General features: G+C 70.2%; 12 protein-coding genes, 1 tRNA gene and 2 pseudogenes. 9 read left to right on the top strand and 6 right to left on the bottom strand.

Annotation, left to right across the window (positions count from 1 at the left end; translation table 11 throughout):
• Positions 1-50 precede the first annotated feature (50 nt).
• On the bottom strand, positions 51-3209 hold the full coding sequence (locus ACFWTC_RS31150) for a family 78 glycoside hydrolase catalytic domain (protein WP_384028443.1): 3159 nt from the start codon (positions 3207-3209) through the stop codon (positions 51-53).
• Between the two features lie 376 nt (positions 3210-3585).
• Here ACFWTC_RS31150 and ACFWTC_RS31145 point away from each other — a divergent pair, with 376 nt between their 5' ends.
• Both ACFWTC_RS31145 and ACFWTC_RS31140 read left to right on the top strand, forming a co-directional pair.
• The gene (locus ACFWTC_RS31145; protein ID WP_383926900.1) at positions 3586-4563 is read left to right on the top strand and encodes a phytanoyl-CoA dioxygenase family protein; all 978 of its coding nucleotides are present in this window, start codon (positions 3586-3588) and stop codon (positions 4561-4563) included.
• Positions 4564-4776: 213 nt separating this feature from the next.
• On the top strand, positions 4777-6891 hold the full coding sequence (locus ACFWTC_RS31140; RefSeq protein WP_384028441.1) for a CehA/McbA family metallohydrolase: 2115 nt from the start codon (positions 4777-4779) through the stop codon (positions 6889-6891).
• Between the two features lie 87 nt (positions 6892-6978).
• Here ACFWTC_RS31140 and ACFWTC_RS31135 read toward each other — a convergent pair.
• The 4 genes and pseudogenes from ACFWTC_RS31135 to ACFWTC_RS31120 all read right to left on the bottom strand — a co-directional run bounded on the left by ACFWTC_RS31135 (position 6979) and on the right by ACFWTC_RS31120 (position 10754).
• Positions 6979-7044: transfer RNA gene (locus ACFWTC_RS31135), tRNA-Pro, on the bottom strand.
• Positions 7045-7116: 72 nt separating this feature from the next.
• A pseudogene (locus ACFWTC_RS31130) lies at positions 7117-7784 on the bottom strand (LuxR C-terminal-related transcriptional regulator).
• Positions 7781-9100: a sensor histidine kinase gene (locus ACFWTC_RS31125; RefSeq protein ID WP_383926895.1), complete on the bottom strand. Its 1320-nt coding sequence runs from the start codon at positions 9098-9100 to the stop codon at positions 7781-7783. Before ACFWTC_RS31125 ends, ACFWTC_RS31130 begins: the two are co-directional and overlap by 4 nt.
• Before the next feature lie 679 nt (positions 9101-9779).
• The gene (locus ACFWTC_RS31120; RefSeq protein WP_383926892.1) at positions 9780-10754 is read right to left on the bottom strand and encodes a helix-turn-helix transcriptional regulator; all 975 of its coding nucleotides are present in this window, start codon (positions 10752-10754) and stop codon (positions 9780-9782) included.
• 62 nt (positions 10755-10816) lie between these two features.
• On the opposite strand from ACFWTC_RS31120, the gene ACFWTC_RS31115 reads away from it, so the two are divergent.
• From ACFWTC_RS31115 to ACFWTC_RS31090, 6 genes and pseudogenes are all read left to right on the top strand, one after another.
• Positions 10817-12319: an MFS transporter gene (locus tag ACFWTC_RS31115; RefSeq protein WP_384028439.1), complete on the top strand. Its 1503-nt coding sequence runs from the start codon at positions 10817-10819 to the stop codon at positions 12317-12319.
• Positions 12320-12497: 178 nt separating this feature from the next.
• Positions 12498-13319, top strand: coding sequence for a VOC family protein (locus tag ACFWTC_RS31110; protein WP_383926886.1), 822 nt, complete (start codon positions 12498-12500; stop codon positions 13317-13319).
• A gap of 81 nt (positions 13320-13400) precedes the next feature.
• Entirely contained in the window at positions 13401-14366 is a 966-nt protein-coding gene (locus tag ACFWTC_RS31105) for a Gfo/Idh/MocA family protein (RefSeq protein ID WP_384028437.1), read from the top strand.
• A gap of 16 nt (positions 14367-14382) precedes the next feature.
• A complete protein-coding gene (locus ACFWTC_RS31100; protein WP_383926881.1) occupies positions 14383-15198 on the top strand; it encodes an aldo/keto reductase in 816 nt (271 codons plus the stop codon).
• Positions 15199-15638: 440 nt separating this feature from the next.
• Positions 15639-16046 (top strand): VOC family protein, encoded by a 408-nt coding sequence (locus ACFWTC_RS31095; RefSeq protein WP_383926878.1) that lies wholly within the window; start codon positions 15639-15641, stop codon positions 16044-16046.
• Positions 16047-16224: 178 nt separating this feature from the next.
• Positions 16225-16494: pseudogene (locus ACFWTC_RS31090) on the top strand (site-specific integrase); the annotation flags it as partial.
• A gap of 46 nt (positions 16495-16540) precedes the next feature.
• Here ACFWTC_RS31090 and ACFWTC_RS31085 read toward each other — a convergent pair.
• The gene (locus tag ACFWTC_RS31085; RefSeq protein WP_384028435.1) at positions 16541-17278 is read right to left on the bottom strand and encodes an SDR family oxidoreductase; all 738 of its coding nucleotides are present in this window, start codon (positions 17276-17278) and stop codon (positions 16541-16543) included.
• A 94-nt stretch (positions 17279-17372) separates the two neighbouring features.
• Between ACFWTC_RS31085 and ACFWTC_RS31080 the strand changes: the two genes are divergently transcribed.
• Positions 17373-17752: LysR family transcriptional regulator (locus tag ACFWTC_RS31080; protein ID WP_384074868.1), on the top strand; the 380-nt coding region annotated here is incomplete at its 3' end.

The following is a 17752-nucleotide window of genomic DNA, read 5'->3' as shown; positions in this document are numbered from 1 at the left end:
CGGGATGAGACGCGCGCTACACCGCTGCGGTGCCGGGGCCGTCGCGACGCTCATCGAGCGAGTTGTCCGGTACTGAACAGGTGACAGCCCGAACCGGCGGCGAAGACCGCGCAGCCGTCGTCCATCCGCAGGAACTCCGTGCCGCCGGCACTGACATCCGCCGCGGCACGGGCGGGGACCCATACCTCGGCGGCGGTGCCCACCGGCAGGCCGAGACGAAGAGTGAAGCCGCCGCCGCCCGCCTCCCAGCGGGTGGTGACCGGGCCGTAGAGCGAGTCGAAGCGGGCGCGCGCCGCCGTCACCGCACCGCCGGGGCGGGGGCGGATGACCAGGCGCCGGAAGCCGGGCGCGGCGGGTGCTATACCGGCGATCGTGGCGTACATCCACGCGCCGACCGCGCCGTAGGCGTAGTGGTTGAAGGAGTTCATCCCCGCGTCCTGGAAGCCGCCGTCCTGCCTTACGGAGTCCCAGTGCTCCCACATGGTTGTGGCGCCGCGGGCGATCTGGTAGCCCCAGCCGGGGAACGACTCCTGGAGCAGCAGCCGATACGCCACGTCCGTGCGCCCTGCGGCAGTGAGGGCTCCGAGCAGCTGCGGCGTGCCGAGGAAGCCCGTCGACAGGTGCCCGTCCCGCGCCTCGATCAGCTCCACCAGGCGGTCCGCGGCCCGGCCACGCTCCGGCTCTGGCAACAGATCCATGGACAGGGCGAGTACGTACGCGGTCTGGGTGTCACCCTTGATACGGGCGCCGTCCTGCGAGACATAGGCCGCGCAAAAGGCGCCGCGGACGGCGGCGGAGAGCCTCTCATAGACGGCTGGGTCGTCACCGAGAGCCCGCGCCATGCGGGCAACCAGGTGGACGCTGTGGGCGAAGAAGGCGGTGGCGAGGACGTCCTTGGGCGTCTCGTCGCGAATGTTGAGCCAGTCACCGTAGCCCGTGGCGGGACGCAGGTAGCCGTCGCTGTGCTGGTGCAGGTAGTCCAGCCAGCGCTTGGCCGGCTCCCATGCCTCCTTGAGGACCCGGGTGTCCCCGTACGCCTGGTACAGCGCCCACGGCACGGAGACGCCGGCATCGCCCCAGCCCGCCGTGCCCGCACCCAGCATGCCGATCTGCGGCGCCACATCGGGGAACGCGCCGTCCGTCCGCTGGGCGTCGTACAGGTCCCGCAGCCACTTGGTGAGGAAGCGCGCCGACCCCATGACGTAGGCCGCGGTGGGGGCGAAGACGCTGATGTCCCCGGACCAGCCGAGCCGCTCGTCGCGGGCCGGGGTGTCGGTGGGGACCGACAGGAAGTTTCCACGCTGGCCCCAGGTAATGTTGGAGTGCAACTGGTTGAGCATCGGTACGTCGGTCTCGAAGTCCATGGTGAACGGGGCCGAGGTGTGCATGACCCGGCCGGTCACCGCGTCCAGGGGCGGCACCCCGGGGTAGCCGGTCACCTCTATGTAGCGGAAGCCGTGGAACGTGAAGCGCGGCTCGTAGACCTCCACCGAGCCGCCTTTGAGGGTGTAGGTGTCGATGGCCCGGGCCGACCGCAGGTTGGCGGTGTGGAGCGTGCCGTCCGGGTTGAGTGCCTCCGCGTGGCGCAGCCGCACCACCGTGCCCGCCGCGCCGGAAACCTGCAACCGCACCGAACCGACCATGTTCTGGCCCAGATCGAAGACGAAGACCCCTGGAACGACTTCGGTGACCTGCCGGGCGGGGAGCTCGCCCGCCACTCGGACCGGGGCATCGGCCTGGGCCACGATCGCGGGTGGTGTGGTGACAGCCGCAGATTCCGCCGGCTGCCATCCGGAGTCGTCGAAGCCGGGCTGGGTCCAGCCGTCCGTCTCCCGCCGGGCGTCGTAGTCCTCGCCCCCGATCAGGTCCGCGGAGACCAGCGGGCCCGCCGCCGCCCGCCACGCCTGGTCCGACACGATCCGCTCGGATGAGCCGTCGGTATACGTCACCTCCAACTGCGCCAGCAACGACGGGCGTTCGCCGTAGTGGTGCCGACCGAAGGAGGCGATGGTGCCCGCGTACCAGCCGTCCGCCAGGTGGAAGCCGAGCGTGTTGGCCGCGCCGCCGCGCAGCAAGTCGGCGACGTCATAGGTCTGGTACTGCACCCGCTTGCGGTAGTCGGTCCAGCCCGGGGCCAGCTCGTCGGCGCCGACGCGGCGGCCGTTGAGGTGCGCCTCGTACAGGCCGAGGGCGGTGGCATACAGACGGGCGCAGGCGATTCGTTTCGCGGGGAGGCGGAACTCGCGCCGCAGCTGGAAGGCGGGGGATGCGGCGGGGGCCACCGCCCCTCGCGGGGCCACACCCCAGGGGGCCCACTCGTCGGCGGGCGCCCAGGCGCTGTCGTCGAAGTCGGGGCCTGACCAGTCACCCGCAGGTTCGCTACCGGTGGTCTTCCACGTACGGCATGTCCGCACGTGGCGTACTGCGTCGGCGGTGGTGAACTTCAGCGCTCCGAGGAGGCTGGCCTCCCCGGAGCGGGTGCTGCTCGTGTCGACGCGGACTGCTACGGCGGTGCGTCCCGGCCGCAGCTGGGCGGTGACCTCGGCCACGGCTGGACGGCGCCAGTTCTCCGCGGTGGGATCGGCGACCGTGTGCAGGACCTGGGTGCCGCCGACGTAGGCGGCCAGGCCGCCGTCGGCGGCCAGCACCATACAGGCCCGGCGGACACCTGCCGGTACGTCGACGACGACGCGGAACCAGCGGATCGCGGCTGAGGTTCCGGTCTCTGCCAGGCCCCGCGCGCTGCTGTCCGCCAGGCGTATCCACTGGGCCCCTGCCAGGCTCGGCACCCCTGGCAGTGGGGCCGCTGCCGCCGCGTCCACGAGGGCTGCTGGGGCGGCGATCCAGCGGCCGGTCCAGTCCGAGCCGTCCATGAGTCCGGTCTCCCACCAGGAGGGCCCGCTCCATTCGCTTGCCACACCGTCCGCGTCCCAGACCCGCACCGACCAGTGGTATCGGGTGCGGGGGGCAAGCGCGGGACCGGCGTAGGGAACCAGCACCGACTGGTCGGATGCCACCCGTGAACTGTCCCAGATATCAGGGTTGTTGAGCCTGTCGGCGCTGGTAGCGACGTGTATCCGGTAGGCGCTCTGCGCCTGATCCGGTCGGTCGGAGAGCAGCTGCCAGCTCAGCCGCGGCCGTTCCGTATCGAGCCCGAGAGGGCATTTGGTGTACTCGACGGTGGGCTTGACGACGTGCAGAACCCCCACGGGAGTGCCCCTCTCGGACGGCATCGCCGATAGCACGGATAGTGAATCGTTTCAAGCAGGCTAGGAGGGCGCGCTGCGACGCGTCAACCCCGGCGAGCCCCGAAGTGCTCGAGCGGCCGCTCATCCGGAAAGCCGTCACAGACAGTGGAGTTGACGCGACCGGAGCTTCCTCGGCCGGAGCCGGCAGGGGTTGCAGCGGAGCGAGGCTGAGGACGCCTGCGGCCTCCGGAGCCGCGGCCTGCCGGCCGGTGCGTCACGCTCGGGGCGGCCGGTGAGCTGTGGCGCGGCCCAGAGCCGAGAGCGCTGATCAGATCGTCCATGAACGGAGCGTTTTCCACATGGCGTGGCGAGGAGGCGAGCTCCTAGCCTGTGGGCCATGAGCGAAACCTTGTCTTCGGTTCCGGTGAAGGTCCAAGCCGCTGATCTGGCGCCATTCGAGGAATCCACAGATCTCCTCGGACGCCGCGACGAGTTGCGAGCCCGAGCCAAGCGCGACGGGTATCTGTTCTTCCGTGGACTGCTCGATCCGGAGCCGATTCTGCAGCTACGCTCCAAAGTCCTCGACATACTGTCGGAGCATGGACTACGGGCACCGGATGCCGATCCGCTCGACGGGAAACTGGATCTCGCCGGGCTCAACCAGCTGCCCGCCGACCAGATGCGGGTCGATATCGGCGTCACCGCGGAGCTCTATGCCGCCATGCAGAGGCTGCCCGAGCTGCACCGGCTGCCGCACCAGCCGACGCTCCTGGACCTCTATCGCAAGCTCTTCGGCACCGACGACGTGTTTGTCCATCCCCGTCACATCATGCGCGCCATGACGGCGCACCCGTCGACTGGCGCGACCCCACCCCATCAGGACTTCCCGCTCGTTCAGGGCAGTACCGAAACGTGGACCTGCTGGTTTCCCATCGGGGACTGTAGTCTTGCGAGCGGTCCGCTCGTCATCCTGCGTGGCTCCCACCGGCAGGGCCGCCTGCCGGTGGGGACCGGGGACAGTGACGGCTACTGGACCAACTGGGGTGCGCAGCTGTGCGCGCATGAGACCAACTGGGTCGGCGGCGATTTCGCCGTGGGCGACGTCGTGACATTTCCCAGCCTCACGGTCCACCAGTCGTTGCCCGCCGTGGTCCGCGACGAGGTCCGCATCTCCATGGACGTCCGCTACCAGCGCGGCGACGACGTGATCGAAGCCCGCTCACTGACGAACCATGCGGAGCGTCCCTGGGACGAGATCTACCAGGGATGGTCAAGCGAAAACGCGGACTTGATGCACTACTGGAACCCGCATCGGCTCTCGTACATCCCGTGGGACGAATCGCTTCTCGAGCCGGGCACCCGCAGAATCTGCTGACCAAAAGCCCTGGTTGGAGTTGGCCGCTCCGCCCGACTGTTGCTCGGGGGGGTCACTCCCCACGCCTTCGCGGTTTGCCCGCGCCGGTGCTGGAGGTGCAGGGGGCCAGAGGGCTGCGACGCGGGAAGCCCTCCGCCGCGTACGCGGGCTGTCATCCGCCGACGCAGAGGCCACTCAACAGGCCGATCCTCGCGAGGACATCATCGAGTTACCGTGATCTCACAGGTCACGCTCGGCAAGAGAGGGACCGCCATGTGCTGCGACGACGAGCTGCCCCCCGCGGTCGGCGAGGCGATGGCGCGCTACCGCGCGCTGCTCGCCGAATCTCCGCTGGACTGGGGGGCCGAAGCGCCCGACGTCATGTTGGACGTCCTTGACCTGGCCCGCCGCTGGGGTGTGCCGGCGCTCGGCACGGTCCTCGCCGCCATGGGGGAGGAACGCCGCGTCGACCGCGCCGCCGCTCTCCGGCTGCTGGTGACCGCGGACGCGCCGCTGCCTCCCGGTGTCGTCGTCGTCGACGTCCTGACCGGGACCGTGCGGTACGGCGAACCGCTGCACGTGCTTGACGGCTCCCGCGGCCCCGCGACCTGGTGCCCCGGAGGTGTGCTGGTGGTCGTCGTGAACGACACGCCCCATGCGGTCGATGTCAGGGGCGCGGCCGGTGCGTGGACGGTGGCCGCCGGTGCGGTCGGCCGGATGGAGCTGGCGCCGGGGCTCGGGTCGCTGCGCGCCGGTACGGTGACGGTCGACCTGTCGGCCGCCGTGCGCCGCGTGCCTCCGGCCGTGCTGGAGCTCTCGGCCCCCACGCCCGTCCGATGGAGCGTCGTCGACGCGGCGGGGCAGCCGTGGGCGCCCACCGGAGGCCGACTGAAGTACGACGTCCACGACCGGCCGTTCTTCCACGCGCAGGAAGCGACGCTCGAGGTGCCGGCCGGTGTGGTGCGGGTGACGGCGGCGCGGGGTGCGCAGTACACCTCGGTCTCGGAGCGGGCCGAGCTGCACGCTGGCGGCACGACACGGCTACACCTCGAGCCGGAGCGCTGGTGGGACGGCGACGGCGGCGGCTGGACCGGCGCGGACCTGCACGTGCACGCGAACTACTCGGGTGACCAGGTGGTCTCGCTGCACGACGCGGTCCTCATGCAGCAGGGCGAGGGGCTGGATCTGATGGGACTGGTCGCCGGCAACTGGCACGGCGACGAGATCTACGACCAGGCGCTCGTGGAGAGCCGGCTGGGCCGTCCGCTGCGGCACGAGCACGGCACGACGGCCTTCGGGGTCGAGTTCCGCAACGACCTGCTGGGCCACTTCCACGCCACGGGCGGGCACACCTCACCCGCTCGCTGGGCGACGGGGCACGAGGGCAGCTCGCACCCTTGGGACTGGCCCGCGAACGCGCAGACGGCAGCCGAGCTGCGGGCGGGAGGCGCGGTCATCGGCTACTGCCACCCCGTGGTCCGCCCGTTCCCCCCGGATGCCGAGTCGGCGCCGGATCACCTCTTCGACTGGGTGATCCGGTCGGTGGAGGCGCGGGAACTGGTGGTGGACGCCGCGCTTGGCCTGGTCGACAGCATCGACCTGCTGTTCTCGGTCGACCCCTCCGGCCCGGCCGAGCTCTGGTACCGCCTGCTGGGCTGCGGGCTGCGGCTCGCGCCGACGGCCGGGACCGACGCCTTTCTGTCCTTCAGCCGGGCCGGTGCCTTCTCCGGCCCGCCGGGCTCCGGGCGGGTCTACGCGTGGACCGGGGGCGACCACGACCCGGAGGCGTTCAGCCGCGCTCTGCGCAGCGGCCCCGTCGTCGTCACGAACGGTCCTTGGGTCCGGCTGCGGGTGGACGGACAGGACGAGGGTAGCCGGATCGACGGCGCGGCCGGGCGGAGCGTTCACCTGTCGGCAGCCGCGTACGGGCCCCAGGCACGCCGGCTTGAAGTGGTCACGGCAGGCGGGCGTGTGCTCAGCTCCGCCGAAGGCGACGGGCCGCTCGCGGTGTCGCTCGACCTGGAGGTGCAGGAGCCGACCTGGGTGGCGGCGCGCTGTACTGGCGGAGCGCACCCCGACGTGCTGGCCGAGCGGGCGTGGTCGCACACCGGTGCCACGTGGCTGGACGTGGACCGAGCCGGCGTACGGCGCGAGCCCGACCTCGCCTTCTGCCGTCGGTGGCTCGACCTGCTGGCGGACTTCGTGCAGAAGCACGGCCGGTTCCACGACGACCAGCAGCGGATCGACTTGCTAGCCGCTGTCGACGCCGCCCGCCCCTTCTACGCCGCCGGTACCGAGGTTGCGAGCGAGGTGACCGCTACGCCGGTCGACCTGCGCGACTGGCCTTGATCGTCAGCGTTCGGCGAGCGGGAGGCCGCGCCCCCGGAAATGATTCGGAGGGGCCCCGAAGGGCCGCCGCTGAACTGCTTTTCGCCGCCGGGACGACAGGATTTGAACCTGCGACACCCCTTGACCCCCAGTCAAGTGCGCTACCAAGCTCCGAACACCAGGGGCCCTGTCCTCTTGCATGGCTACGGCAGAATCACCCACCCCGACCGCCACTGTCGTCCACACTCAAGATTGAAAGTAGCCGGTGGGGTGGACGAGTCCGGTTTCGTACGCGAAGACGGCTGCCTGGGTGCGGTCGCGAAGGGCGAGTTTGTCGAGGAGCCGGCTGACGTGGGTTTTGACGGTCTGTTCGGCCACGGCGAGGTGGGTGGCGATTTCGGCGTTGGAGAGGCCTTGCGCGATCAGGGCGAGTACCTCGGTTTCGCGTTCGGTCAGGTTGGCGGCGCGTTGTTTCGTCGGGGCTTGGGGGGTGTGGGTGCGGGTGAACTCGGCCATGAGGCGTTTGGTGATGTTGGGGGCGAGGAGGGCGTCGCCGGCGGCCACGATGCGGACGGCTTCGGCGAGCTGTTGTGCGGAGGCGTCTTTGAGGAGGAATCCGCTGGCGCCGGCGCGTAGGGCTTCGTAGGCGTATTCGTCGAGGTCGAAGGTGGTCAGGACGAGGACCTTCGTGTCGCAGGTGGGATCGGCGGGGGTGGCATCGATGTCGCCGACGCCTGGCATGCGGATGTCCATCAGGACGACGCCGGGTGTCAGTTCGCCGGCCTTGGTGACAGCGTCGAGGCCGTCGACGGCCTGGCCGACGACGTCGAAGTCCGGTTCGGCACCAGGAGCACGGTGAAGCCCTGGCGGACCATCATCTGGTCGTCTGCGATCAGTACGCGGATCGGGGTCATGCGCGTGGTCCTGTCGGGGGGTCGGTGTCGTCGGGCGGGGTGAGCAGCGCATTCAGGGGCAGGTGGGCGGTGATCTGGTAGCCGCCGTCGGGGGTCGGGCCTGTGGTGAGTTGACCGCTGAGCATGGTCACCCGCTCGCGCATGCCCAGCAGGCCGTGCCCGGAGCCGGGGGAGGGGGCAGCTCGGTGGGCGGGTGCGGTGTTCGTGACGTCGATCTCCAAGCCTTGCGGGGTGTGGTGGAGGTCGAGGCGGACGTCGGAGCCGGGGGCGTGGCGCAGGCAGTTGCTGAGTGCTTCTTGCACGATGCGGTACGCGGACAGTTCGGCGCCGGGTGCGAGCGGTCGCGGGGGCAGGCCCGTCACCTTTGTGGTGACCATGAGGCCGGCTCCGCGGACGTTGTCGACCAGGGTTTCCAGGTCGGCCAGGGTGGGCTGGGGGGTGTGCGGGTCGGGGGCGTCTTCGGAGCGCAACACACCCAGGACACGGCGTAGTTCGGTCAGCGCGTCCAGAGCGTTGGTCCGGATGCCGGCCAGGTTCTCCTTGAGTTCCGACGGGCTGTCCATGAGGTGGGGGGCTACCTGCGCCTGGATGGAGATGACGGACATGTGGTGGGCCACCACGTCGTGCAGTTCGCGGGCGATGCGGCCCCGCTCCTCGAGCAGGGTGCGCTGGGCGCGCTCCTCGGCGGTCAGGCCGCTTTGTGTTTCCAGCCTCGTCTGGGCTTCGCGTCGCCCGCGCATGGTGATGCCGAGTAGGACGACCAGGCAGAACAGGACGAGGGCGAGCACGGTGGTGGAATGGTGCGCGTTTCCACCGCCGGCAGCCAGTTCGACAGTTCCGGGCAGCAGGATGGACAGCACCAGGGCCTCGAACGCTGGCCGGGTGGGGACGCGCAGCGCGAGCAGCAGGAGGATTGCGGCGTGGGCGCACAGCCCGGGGAAGGTGAAGGGCCAGGGGGTGTTCCACTCCAGGTGCGGGGCACTGGCAGCTGCGGCGATCACGATTCCCGCCAGGGACAACCACCAGGCGGGCAGGGGCCGGGCCAGGGCGAGAAGCAGCGCGCCGCCTTGGAGCAGGGCGAGGGGGATGCCGTATCCCAGGCCGAGTCCGTTGCGGTGGCCCAGCTGGTCGCTGTCGGCGATGACCACGACGACGGAGGCCGCGGCGACAAGGACGTGGGGCAGCCGGTTCAGCCGCCGGGGCAGGTTCAAAGGCGGCAGGGGGCCCGCACGGAGCGTCAGCAGGTCCTCGCGCGCACAGCGCGTCATCACGCGCAAGGCGCTCGCCGCCTTGGCCGGGTATCGGGGGTCAGTCATGTCGCTTCCGGGAGGATCGGTTCGGATCGCGGGTGCCGGATCGGACGGCATCCGCGGTGAGGGGCGGGTGCGGATGGTCGGGGGAGACGTGGAGGTCGGCCGGGGCCGGTGTTCGCAGTCACGGAAGGCCAACCAGCACATCGGAAGCCCGGCGGCGAACACCGGCAGCCACGCAATCCGCGCCGCTATCCACCCCAGGCCGTCGGGCGTGGTGTGCAAAGCGGGCACAGGCGTTCCCCACAGAGGCGCGGCAGCGGTGACGGCCATCATCGCGGCCTCGGGCCACAGGAAGACGGTCATGGCCGACAGGTTGGCCACTGCCACCACCGCCCAGTCTGCCGCCGCACCAGCCCAGAGCAACGGGCACTGGGGCCGGACACTGGGCCGGGCGGCAGTCAGACGGGAACCACCACGGCGGCCGTCACCATGGCGGCGAGCACGCTGCGGCAAAGCGTCCGGCACGGCGTGTCATGAAAGTCCTCATTCGTTGCAGCAACGGGGGCTGGAACCGAAGCTACGGACCGCAGCCGGTAGCCGGCATCACCCGCCAGAGCTGCTTCGCCGCGTAGCTCTGAAGTATGACGCCCACGCCGGCCCCGCGCTCTCCCCCGGCCGCAGTGCAGCACAGCGCCGCGGCCGACCAGCCACAGCTCCACCCGTACAGCGACGACGATTGACCTCAGGAGGGGGGTCTTGTGGCGTGCAGGGTGCGTGTGGCCGCGGCCCGAAGGTGGTCGATGACTGCGGGGTCCGCGTCGAGGGTGTAGTCGGCGTCGAGGGTGGTGAGGGTCTGGGCGATGCGGGGCAGGGAGTTGTCGGAGCAGTCGAGGGTGCAGGTGCTCTCGTCCACGGGGCGGATACGGGAGGCCATGGCCCAGGTCCGGGCGCGGACCTTGTCGGCGGGGGCGTGCACGGTGGCGACGGCGCGGTAGCGGACGGGGGCCGTGGCGATCTTCGCCGCCACGTAGGCGGCCGGGTCGGGTCCGGGGTGGGGCAGCGCGCGGGGCGCAACGCGGCGTCCGGTGGGGGACGGGCCCGTGAGGCGGTCGAGACGGTAGATGCGCCAGTCGTCGCGCTCGGTGTCGTAGGCGACGAGGTACCACAGGCCGCCGGAGGTGACGAGGCTGTGGGGCTCGACGCGGCGGCAGGCAGGGGCGCCCTCGCGCGGGGCGTAGTCGAAGGTGACGATTTCGTGGTCGCGGCAGGCCGCGGCGAGGACCGTCAGCGTGGTGGCGTCGGCGCGGGGCCCGCGGTGTTCCCAGGTGATGGTGCTGGTGGCCTCCTGTAGGGCGGTGACCTGGCCGCGAAGGCGGGCGGGTAGGACCTGTTCGAGTTTGGCCAGGGCCCGCAGGGCGGTCTCCTCGATGCCGCCGAGACCGCCGGCGGCGGTCCGCAGGGCCACGGTGGCGGCCACGGCTTCGTCGTCGTCGAGCAGCAGCGGGGGCATGGCGGTGCCGGACGCCAGCCGGTAGCCGCCGGCGTGGCCGGTGGTGGCTTCGACGGGGTAGCCGAGTTCGCGCAGCCGGTCTATGTCGCGGCGCACGGTGCGGCCGGTGACGCCGAGCCGTGTCGCGAGCTCGTGGCCGGACCATTCGCGGCGGGTCTGCAGCAGGGACAGCAGGCGCAGCATCCTGGCGGGCGGGTCGGTGCTCATGCCGTCCACTGTGTCGGACTTCTAGGACGTGATGTGTCCTAAAAGGCCCTTAGCGTGGAGGCATGCCCGAGAACAAACCGCATTCTTCCCCGGCGAACCCGGTCGATTCGCGTCGCTGGGCGGCCCTGGTCGTCGTCTTGATCGCCGCGTTCATGGACGCGGTCGACGTTACCGTCGTGCACATCGCGATCCCCGACATCCAGGCCGACACCGGCGCCTCGTTGTCCCAGATCCAGTGGATCACCGGCGGGTACGCCCTGTCCTACGCCCTCGGGCTGATCACCGGCGGACGCCTCGGCGACCTGTTCGGCCACAAGAAGGTCTTCCTGCTCGGCGTGGCCGGCTTTACCCTCACCTCCCTGGTCTGCGGCCTCGCGGGCACCCCCGAGGTTCTGCTGGCGGGGCGCATCGCCCAGGGCGCCATGGCCGCGCTGATGGTGCCGCAGGTCCTTTCGATCATCCATGTCACCTTCCCCACAAACGAGCGCGGCAAGGTCTTCGGTGTCTACGGCGCGGTGATGGCGCTGGGCACCCTGGCCGGCCCCCTCGTCGGAGCCCTGCTGGTTCAGTGGAACCTCTTCGATCTCGCGTGGCGGCCGATCTTCCTCGTCAATCTCCCCCTTGGCGCCGCGGGCCTGATCGCTGGCGGCCTGCTGATCCGCGAATCGAAGGGCGAGCAGGCGCAGCGCCTGGACGGCGTCGGAGTCGTGCTGGCCACGGTCGGGCTGCTGATGCTGGTCCTGCCGCTCACCCAGGGCCGCGAGCTGGGCTGGCCGGCGTGGACGTACGCCTCGATGGCCGGCGCGCTGCCCGTGCTGGCTCTGTTCGCGGCCTGGGAGCGGCATCTGACGCGGCGCGGCGGCTCACCTCTGGTGGTCCTGTCGCTGTTCTCCCGCCGCAGCTTCGCCGGCGGCCAGAGCGTCCAGCTGCTGTTCGGCCTCGCCTCGGGAGTGTTCTTCCTGGCCTGGACCCTGTACCTGCAACTCGGCCTGGGCTTCTCACCGCTGAAGGCGGGTCTGTCGGGGATGCCACTGTCGGCGGCGATGATGGCCGGCGCCGGCCTGTCCATGCAGGTCCTCGTACCGCGCTTCGGACGGCGCGCCCTCCAGGGCGGCGCGCTCCTCGCGGTCACCGGGATGCTGCTCTTCGTCGCCTTCGCCACCCGCTACGGGCCCGACATCGCGCTGTGGCAGACCATGCTGCCGCTGATCCCGATGGGCCTGGGCATGGGGCTCATCATCGCGCCGTTGACCGACCTGGTCCTGTCCGAGGTGCCGCACCAGCACGCCGGGTCCGCCTCCGGACTGACCAGCACCACCATGCAGCTCGGCCAGGCCGTCGGCGTCGCCCTGTCCTCGGTGGTCTTCTTCGGGCACCTCGGCCCCGGCGACCCGGCCGCGCAGGCCCACGCCATGCCCGACGCCTTCAGCGGTTCCCTGTGGTACGTCGCCGCAGCCTTCGCAGCCGCTTTCGCCCTGCTGTTCACCCTGCCACGCCATGCCGGCACCACCTCCCCGGAGGGTACGGCGAAGAAGCCGGACCCTGAGCCACAGCTCATCTCCTGAACACCCCGATCCGTCACCCGACGAACCACACAAGGGCCCGGCCGGGCTCTGCCCCGGGTGGGCACGATGGCCCCCAGACCCCCCCCGGGCGGTCCCTCGTCCCTCACCCCGAGGGCCCCTCTTCTTCCGGGTCGGCGGCCGCAGCCGGGCCGACCCAACTCATTGAAAGGCTCCTCCCATGAGCTTCATGTCCCCCGGATCCGTCGTCTGGTTCGAGATCGGCACCGCCGACCCCAAGCCGGTCCAGGACTTCTACGGCCCCGTCCTGGGCTGGACTTTCGAGATCGACCCCGACTCCTCCGTCGACGGCCGCTCCTACACCCGCATCATCGCCCCCGGCGCACCGTGGCCGATGGGAGCGATCCAGCAAGGCGACACCGGCGGGGAGGTCATCAACCTCTCCATGCTGTCTACCGACGTCGCAGCCGACGTCGACAGGCTCACCGCACTCGGGGCCGAGGCCGTCGTCCCGGCCACCGCAGTCGGGGACGTGACGGTCTTCGCACGCCTGAAGGACCCGCGCACAAACACGTTCTCCCTGTTCTCCCGCGGCACTTCCGAGAACCTGGCCGAGCGGGCCCAGGCCACCGAGGAACACATGGAAGCATCCGCCTACCGGCCGCAGCCCGGCTCCATGGCCTGGTTCGAGATCGGCACCACCGACCCGCAGACCACCATCGGCTTCTACACCAAGGCGTTCGGCTGGCGCTTCGAGAAGGACGAAACAGCCGGCGGCAAGCCGTACTTCAACATCTTCACCGGCGGCGAATGGCCCGCGGGCGGCCTGTGGGACCACAGCGCCAACACGGACGGCGGCGACTACATGATGCCCTCGATCCTGGTCACCGATGTGCCCGCCACCGCCGCTGCGGCGACGGACGCGGGAGCCCGCCTCGAGCACGGCCCGGCATCCAACCCCGACGGTCTGGTCTTCGCCCGCCTGTGCGACCCGCACGGCAACCGCTTCGGCCTGTTCTCCATGCCCACCCACAACGCCTAACCCTGCGGGCGGGGCAGCCCTGCGGCTGCTCCGCCCCGGCCCGCTGTCCCGTCCCACCCCGAGAGATCCAAGGAGAACCTCATGAAGATCGCACTGCTCGGAACCGGCTTCGGCCAGGCCCACGCCGCCGTCTACGCCAACCGCTCCGACATCACAGACGTCGTCGTCTTCGGCCGCAGTCCCGCGAAGCTGGAGAAGTTCGCTGACGACTTCGGCTTCGCCACCACCACGGACCTGGACGCCCTGATCACCGATCCGTCGGTGGATCTGGTGGACATCTGTCTGCCCACACACCTGCACGCCGACACGGCCATCCGCACGATGCACGCGGACAACGACGTCCTGATCGAACTGCCACTGACCACCACCATGGACGACGCCCAGCGCGTCATCGACACCCAGCGGGCCACGGGCCGACAGGTCTTCGTGGACATGTTCTCCCGCTTCAGCCCCGCCAACGCCCATCTGCGCGAGGCTGCCGACGATCAGCGATACGGCGCGCTGCTGTCGCTGGAGACGGAAAGCCGCACCGCCCTGCTGTGGCCGGGCTACGACCTGGGCCTGGACTCGATGCCGATGGACATGATGCACGCCGACTTCGACCTGGTCACCAGCCTCCTCGGCACCCCCGACACCATGAACGTCACCGGCACCGAAGGACCCGGCGGACGCGGATCGGCAGCCGACGTCATCCTCGGCTTCCCCCACGCCACCGCCCGGTGCAGCGCATCCTCCCTCATGCCCCAGCCGTACGCCATGCGCGGCGGCTACCGTGCCACCTTCACCGGCGCCGTCCTGGAACACGCCACCACCGCCGGCCCCACCGGCCAGGGCACCAGCACCCTGACCGCCTACTCGGCCGACGGCGAGCACGTCATCGACCTGCCCGACGCCCACACCTACGCCCTGATGATCGACCACGTGCTCGCCTGCCTCGCAGGCCGCGAACAGAACCGCATCGAACCGGCCAGCGCGCTGGGAGCTCTCCGCCTGACCCTCGATGTCCACCACGGGCTGACCACCACCCATGCGGCACCACAGTCCTGACCGGAGACCCGACACCATGGGCACCACTCCCGTTCCCACCGTGCCGGTCACCGGCGGCGCCGCCATGCCGATGATCGGCTTCGGTACCTGGCGACTGTCCGGTGACGACGCCTACCGGGCCGTCCTGACCGCCCTGGAGGCCGGCTACCGGCACATCGACACCGCCGCCGGCTACGGCAACCACCACCAGGTGGGCCGCGCCCTCGCGGACAGCGGCATCCCACGCCACGAAGTCTTCCTGACCACCAAACTGCTACCCAACAGCGCCGGGCGAGAGCGCCAGGCGCTGGAGCGGGCGGTCGAGCAGCTCGGTGTGAGGTACGTGGATCTGTGGCTGCTGCACTACCCGCCCCGCCAAGACCCGCTGCCCGCCGTATGGCAGGCCATGGCAGAACTGAGCGACGAGGGCACGGCCCGGACAGTAGGGGTGAGCAACTACACCACCGCGCTGATCGACGCCCTCATACGGGAAACCGGCCGCACCCCAGCCATCAACCAGATCCCCTTCAGCCCCGCCCGCTTCCACCCCCAGATCCTGGTCGAACACGCCGAACGCCACGTGGCAGTACAGGGCTACAGCCCGCTGCGCCACACCGACCTGAACCATCCGGCCCTGACCGCACCAGCCACCCGGCTCGGCGCCACCCCAGCCCAGGTGGTCCTCGCCTGGCACCTGGCCCGGCGTGTCACCACCCTGCCTTCCTCCACCCGCCCCGACCACATCCGCGACAACCTCACCGCCACTCAGCTCACCCTCAACGCCGACGAACTCCACACCATCGACACCCTCGATCAGCACACCGCCACACCCTCCGCCACGCCCTCCCCCTAGGAGCAGCGTCATGGCCGACCTGGCCGGGGGCGTCTTCTGGCCCCCTGGACCCCGCCACTTCCGGTGAAACGGGCGCGCACGGGCAATCCACGCCGTAGCGGGCCGGGAGGACGGGTTGGCGCGTCCAAAGCGACGTGCTGCTGTGGACCGACCCGATATCTGCACGCCTCCATCGAAGCGCTGCGAGCCCTTCTCGCCTGGAAGTGCGAGCACGCGATCCTGGACCAGGACGTAGCCGGGTCTCCGCCTCCGCATCACGCCAGTCTCAACGCTGGGCTGCCAGTCCGTCCGCGGCGCCCATCCGGACGCCGGCCTGCGGCCCCTGCGAGATAGGGCATGCCCCCGCAGACGGGCCTCCGGACGGCCTACACAACGAGCCGTTGCCGACCAGCCGTGGGACAACGTGAGCAAGTACCCAACCATCACAGAAGGACTTCCCCATGCCGTTCGCGCCCTGCCTCAGCGTCGCCGACACCGCCGCCAGCATCACTTTTTACAAACAGCTCGGCTTCGACGTCGACTCCAGCACCGCCCGCCCCGGCGACGACATCCACATGCTTCTCCACCAAGGCGACTTCTGCGCGATGATCTACAGCAACGAAGACCTCCAGAGGTGGCTGCCAATCCTGAAGGACCAGCCCATCGGCTTCGCAGGCATGTTCTACCTCGCAGTCGAAGATCTCGACGGTTTTTACGAGCGCGTCCGCAACGACGCGCAGGTGGTCAAGGAGCTCACCGAGGACCACAACGGCCAGCGCGAGTTCTACATCCGAGACCCTGACGGCTACGTGATCGGCTTCAACGACAAGACCGCCCTCAACAACAGCGACCTCGGCAAATACGCCTGAGGCAACTCCCGGCTACTTATCTGGCGGCGCGGCGGCCACCGGGACGCGGTGGCCGCCGCGTCACTCAGACGACAGCAGGCCGCCGTCTTCTTCCGCAGGCCCCGGGCTGTCACAAAGGATCCGCAGTAGCCTCACACGGCCGCGGACGCCGAAGGGCTGCCCGATGTCTCCTCAGCATGACCGCGGTTTCGCCCGGCTGTCGTACGGGCAGGCCCGTGCCCTCCTCGACGAGCACACCGCCGTGCGCGGGCCGGGGACCGGCTGGGACCTGCACGAGTACCGCCATCGCGCCCTCACCCACCTCGGCGAGCAAGGTGCCTCCCTGCGGATGCTGATGGCGAAGTCGGGGCACAAGAAGCCGGAGAACGTCCACCACTACTTCAAGCCCTCCCCCAAGGCGATTTCGGAGCTGACCAGCCTTCTCGCCCCTGGCGACAGCAGACGATGAAGCACACGGGGTTCGTCGCTAAGCTGAGTACGACAGGTGGGGGGGGTTACCAGGGGATGGCCCCGTCGTCCTCGAAGAACGAGCCGGTCGGGCCTCCGTCGGGCAGCGTGGCGAGCCGGATCGCTGTGGCTGCGCCTTGCTCAGGAGTGCGGGGTCCGTGGAAGCCGGTGAAGTCGGTTGCGACCAGGCCTGGGCAGGCGGCGTTGATCAGGATGTTCGTGTCGGCGAACTTTCGGGCGTACTGCACGGTGACGGCGTTGAGGAACGACTTCGACGGTGAGTAGGCCGCCATGATGGGGCCGATCTCGATGTCCGGGTCCGCCTGCCGGGTCAGGGAGGCGACGGCACTGGAGACGTTGACGATGCGTGGCGCCGTCGAGCGCTCCAGCAGTGGCAGCATCGCGTTGGTCACCCGGATGACGCCGATGACGTTGGTCTCCACGACCGTGCGGACCACGTCGAGGTCGAGCGTGGTCGGGTCCTGCGTCCACCCCGGGCCCGTCTCTCCTGAGATGGCGGCGTTGTTGACCAGGACGTCCAGGCGCCCGGCCCGCCGTTCGATCAGCTCCACGGCATCGGTGACGCTCTGGCCGCTGGTCACATCCAGCGGCACCGCGAACGCGTCCACCCGGGCGGCGCGCAGCTTCTCAACGGCGCTCTCGCGCCGGGCCTCGTCGCGGGCTCCCACGCCCACGCGGTAGCCGAGGGCGCCCAGCCCGGCCGCGATTTCATACCCGATTCCCTTGTTCGCACCGGTGACCAGCGCGATCTTCTTTTCGCTCATGCCGTTGATGTTCGCTCGCGGACCAGCGGTGCAGCCAACACCGATACGGTGTCCTGTCATACCCGGCAGGTATCAGCCGGGGTATGTTGTGGCCATGGATACCTTGGAGACCCGCGAGTTGAGGTACTTCATAGCGGTCGCCGAGGAACTGCACTTCGGCCGCGCCGCCGCACGTCTCGGCATGACCCAGCCACCACTGTCCCGGGCGATCCAGCGGCTCGAGCGGCGCCTCGGCGTCCGTCTGCTGGAACGCGACCGCCGCGGCGTATCCCTGACCGGTGCCGGAGAGGTGCTGCTGCACGAGGGACGTGCAGCCCTCGACGCGACCACCGCCGCATTTCGCCGCACCCGTCGCGCCGGCGGCGCCGACAGTCCGGGCGGTCCCCGCAACCGCCTGGTGCTGGCGGTGAAGGCTGCCGCGTCGCACGAGCTGCTGCACAAGCTCCTCGACGCCTACGCGGCCGAGCCCGACGC

This window comes from Streptomyces sp. NPDC058619 (assembly GCF_042717785.1).
Classification (GTDB): Bacteria; Actinomycetota; Actinomycetes; order Streptomycetales; family Streptomycetaceae; genus Streptomyces.
Note: the sequence above shows the minus strand (reverse complement) of the source record. Positions and strands in the feature narration are given on the sequence as shown.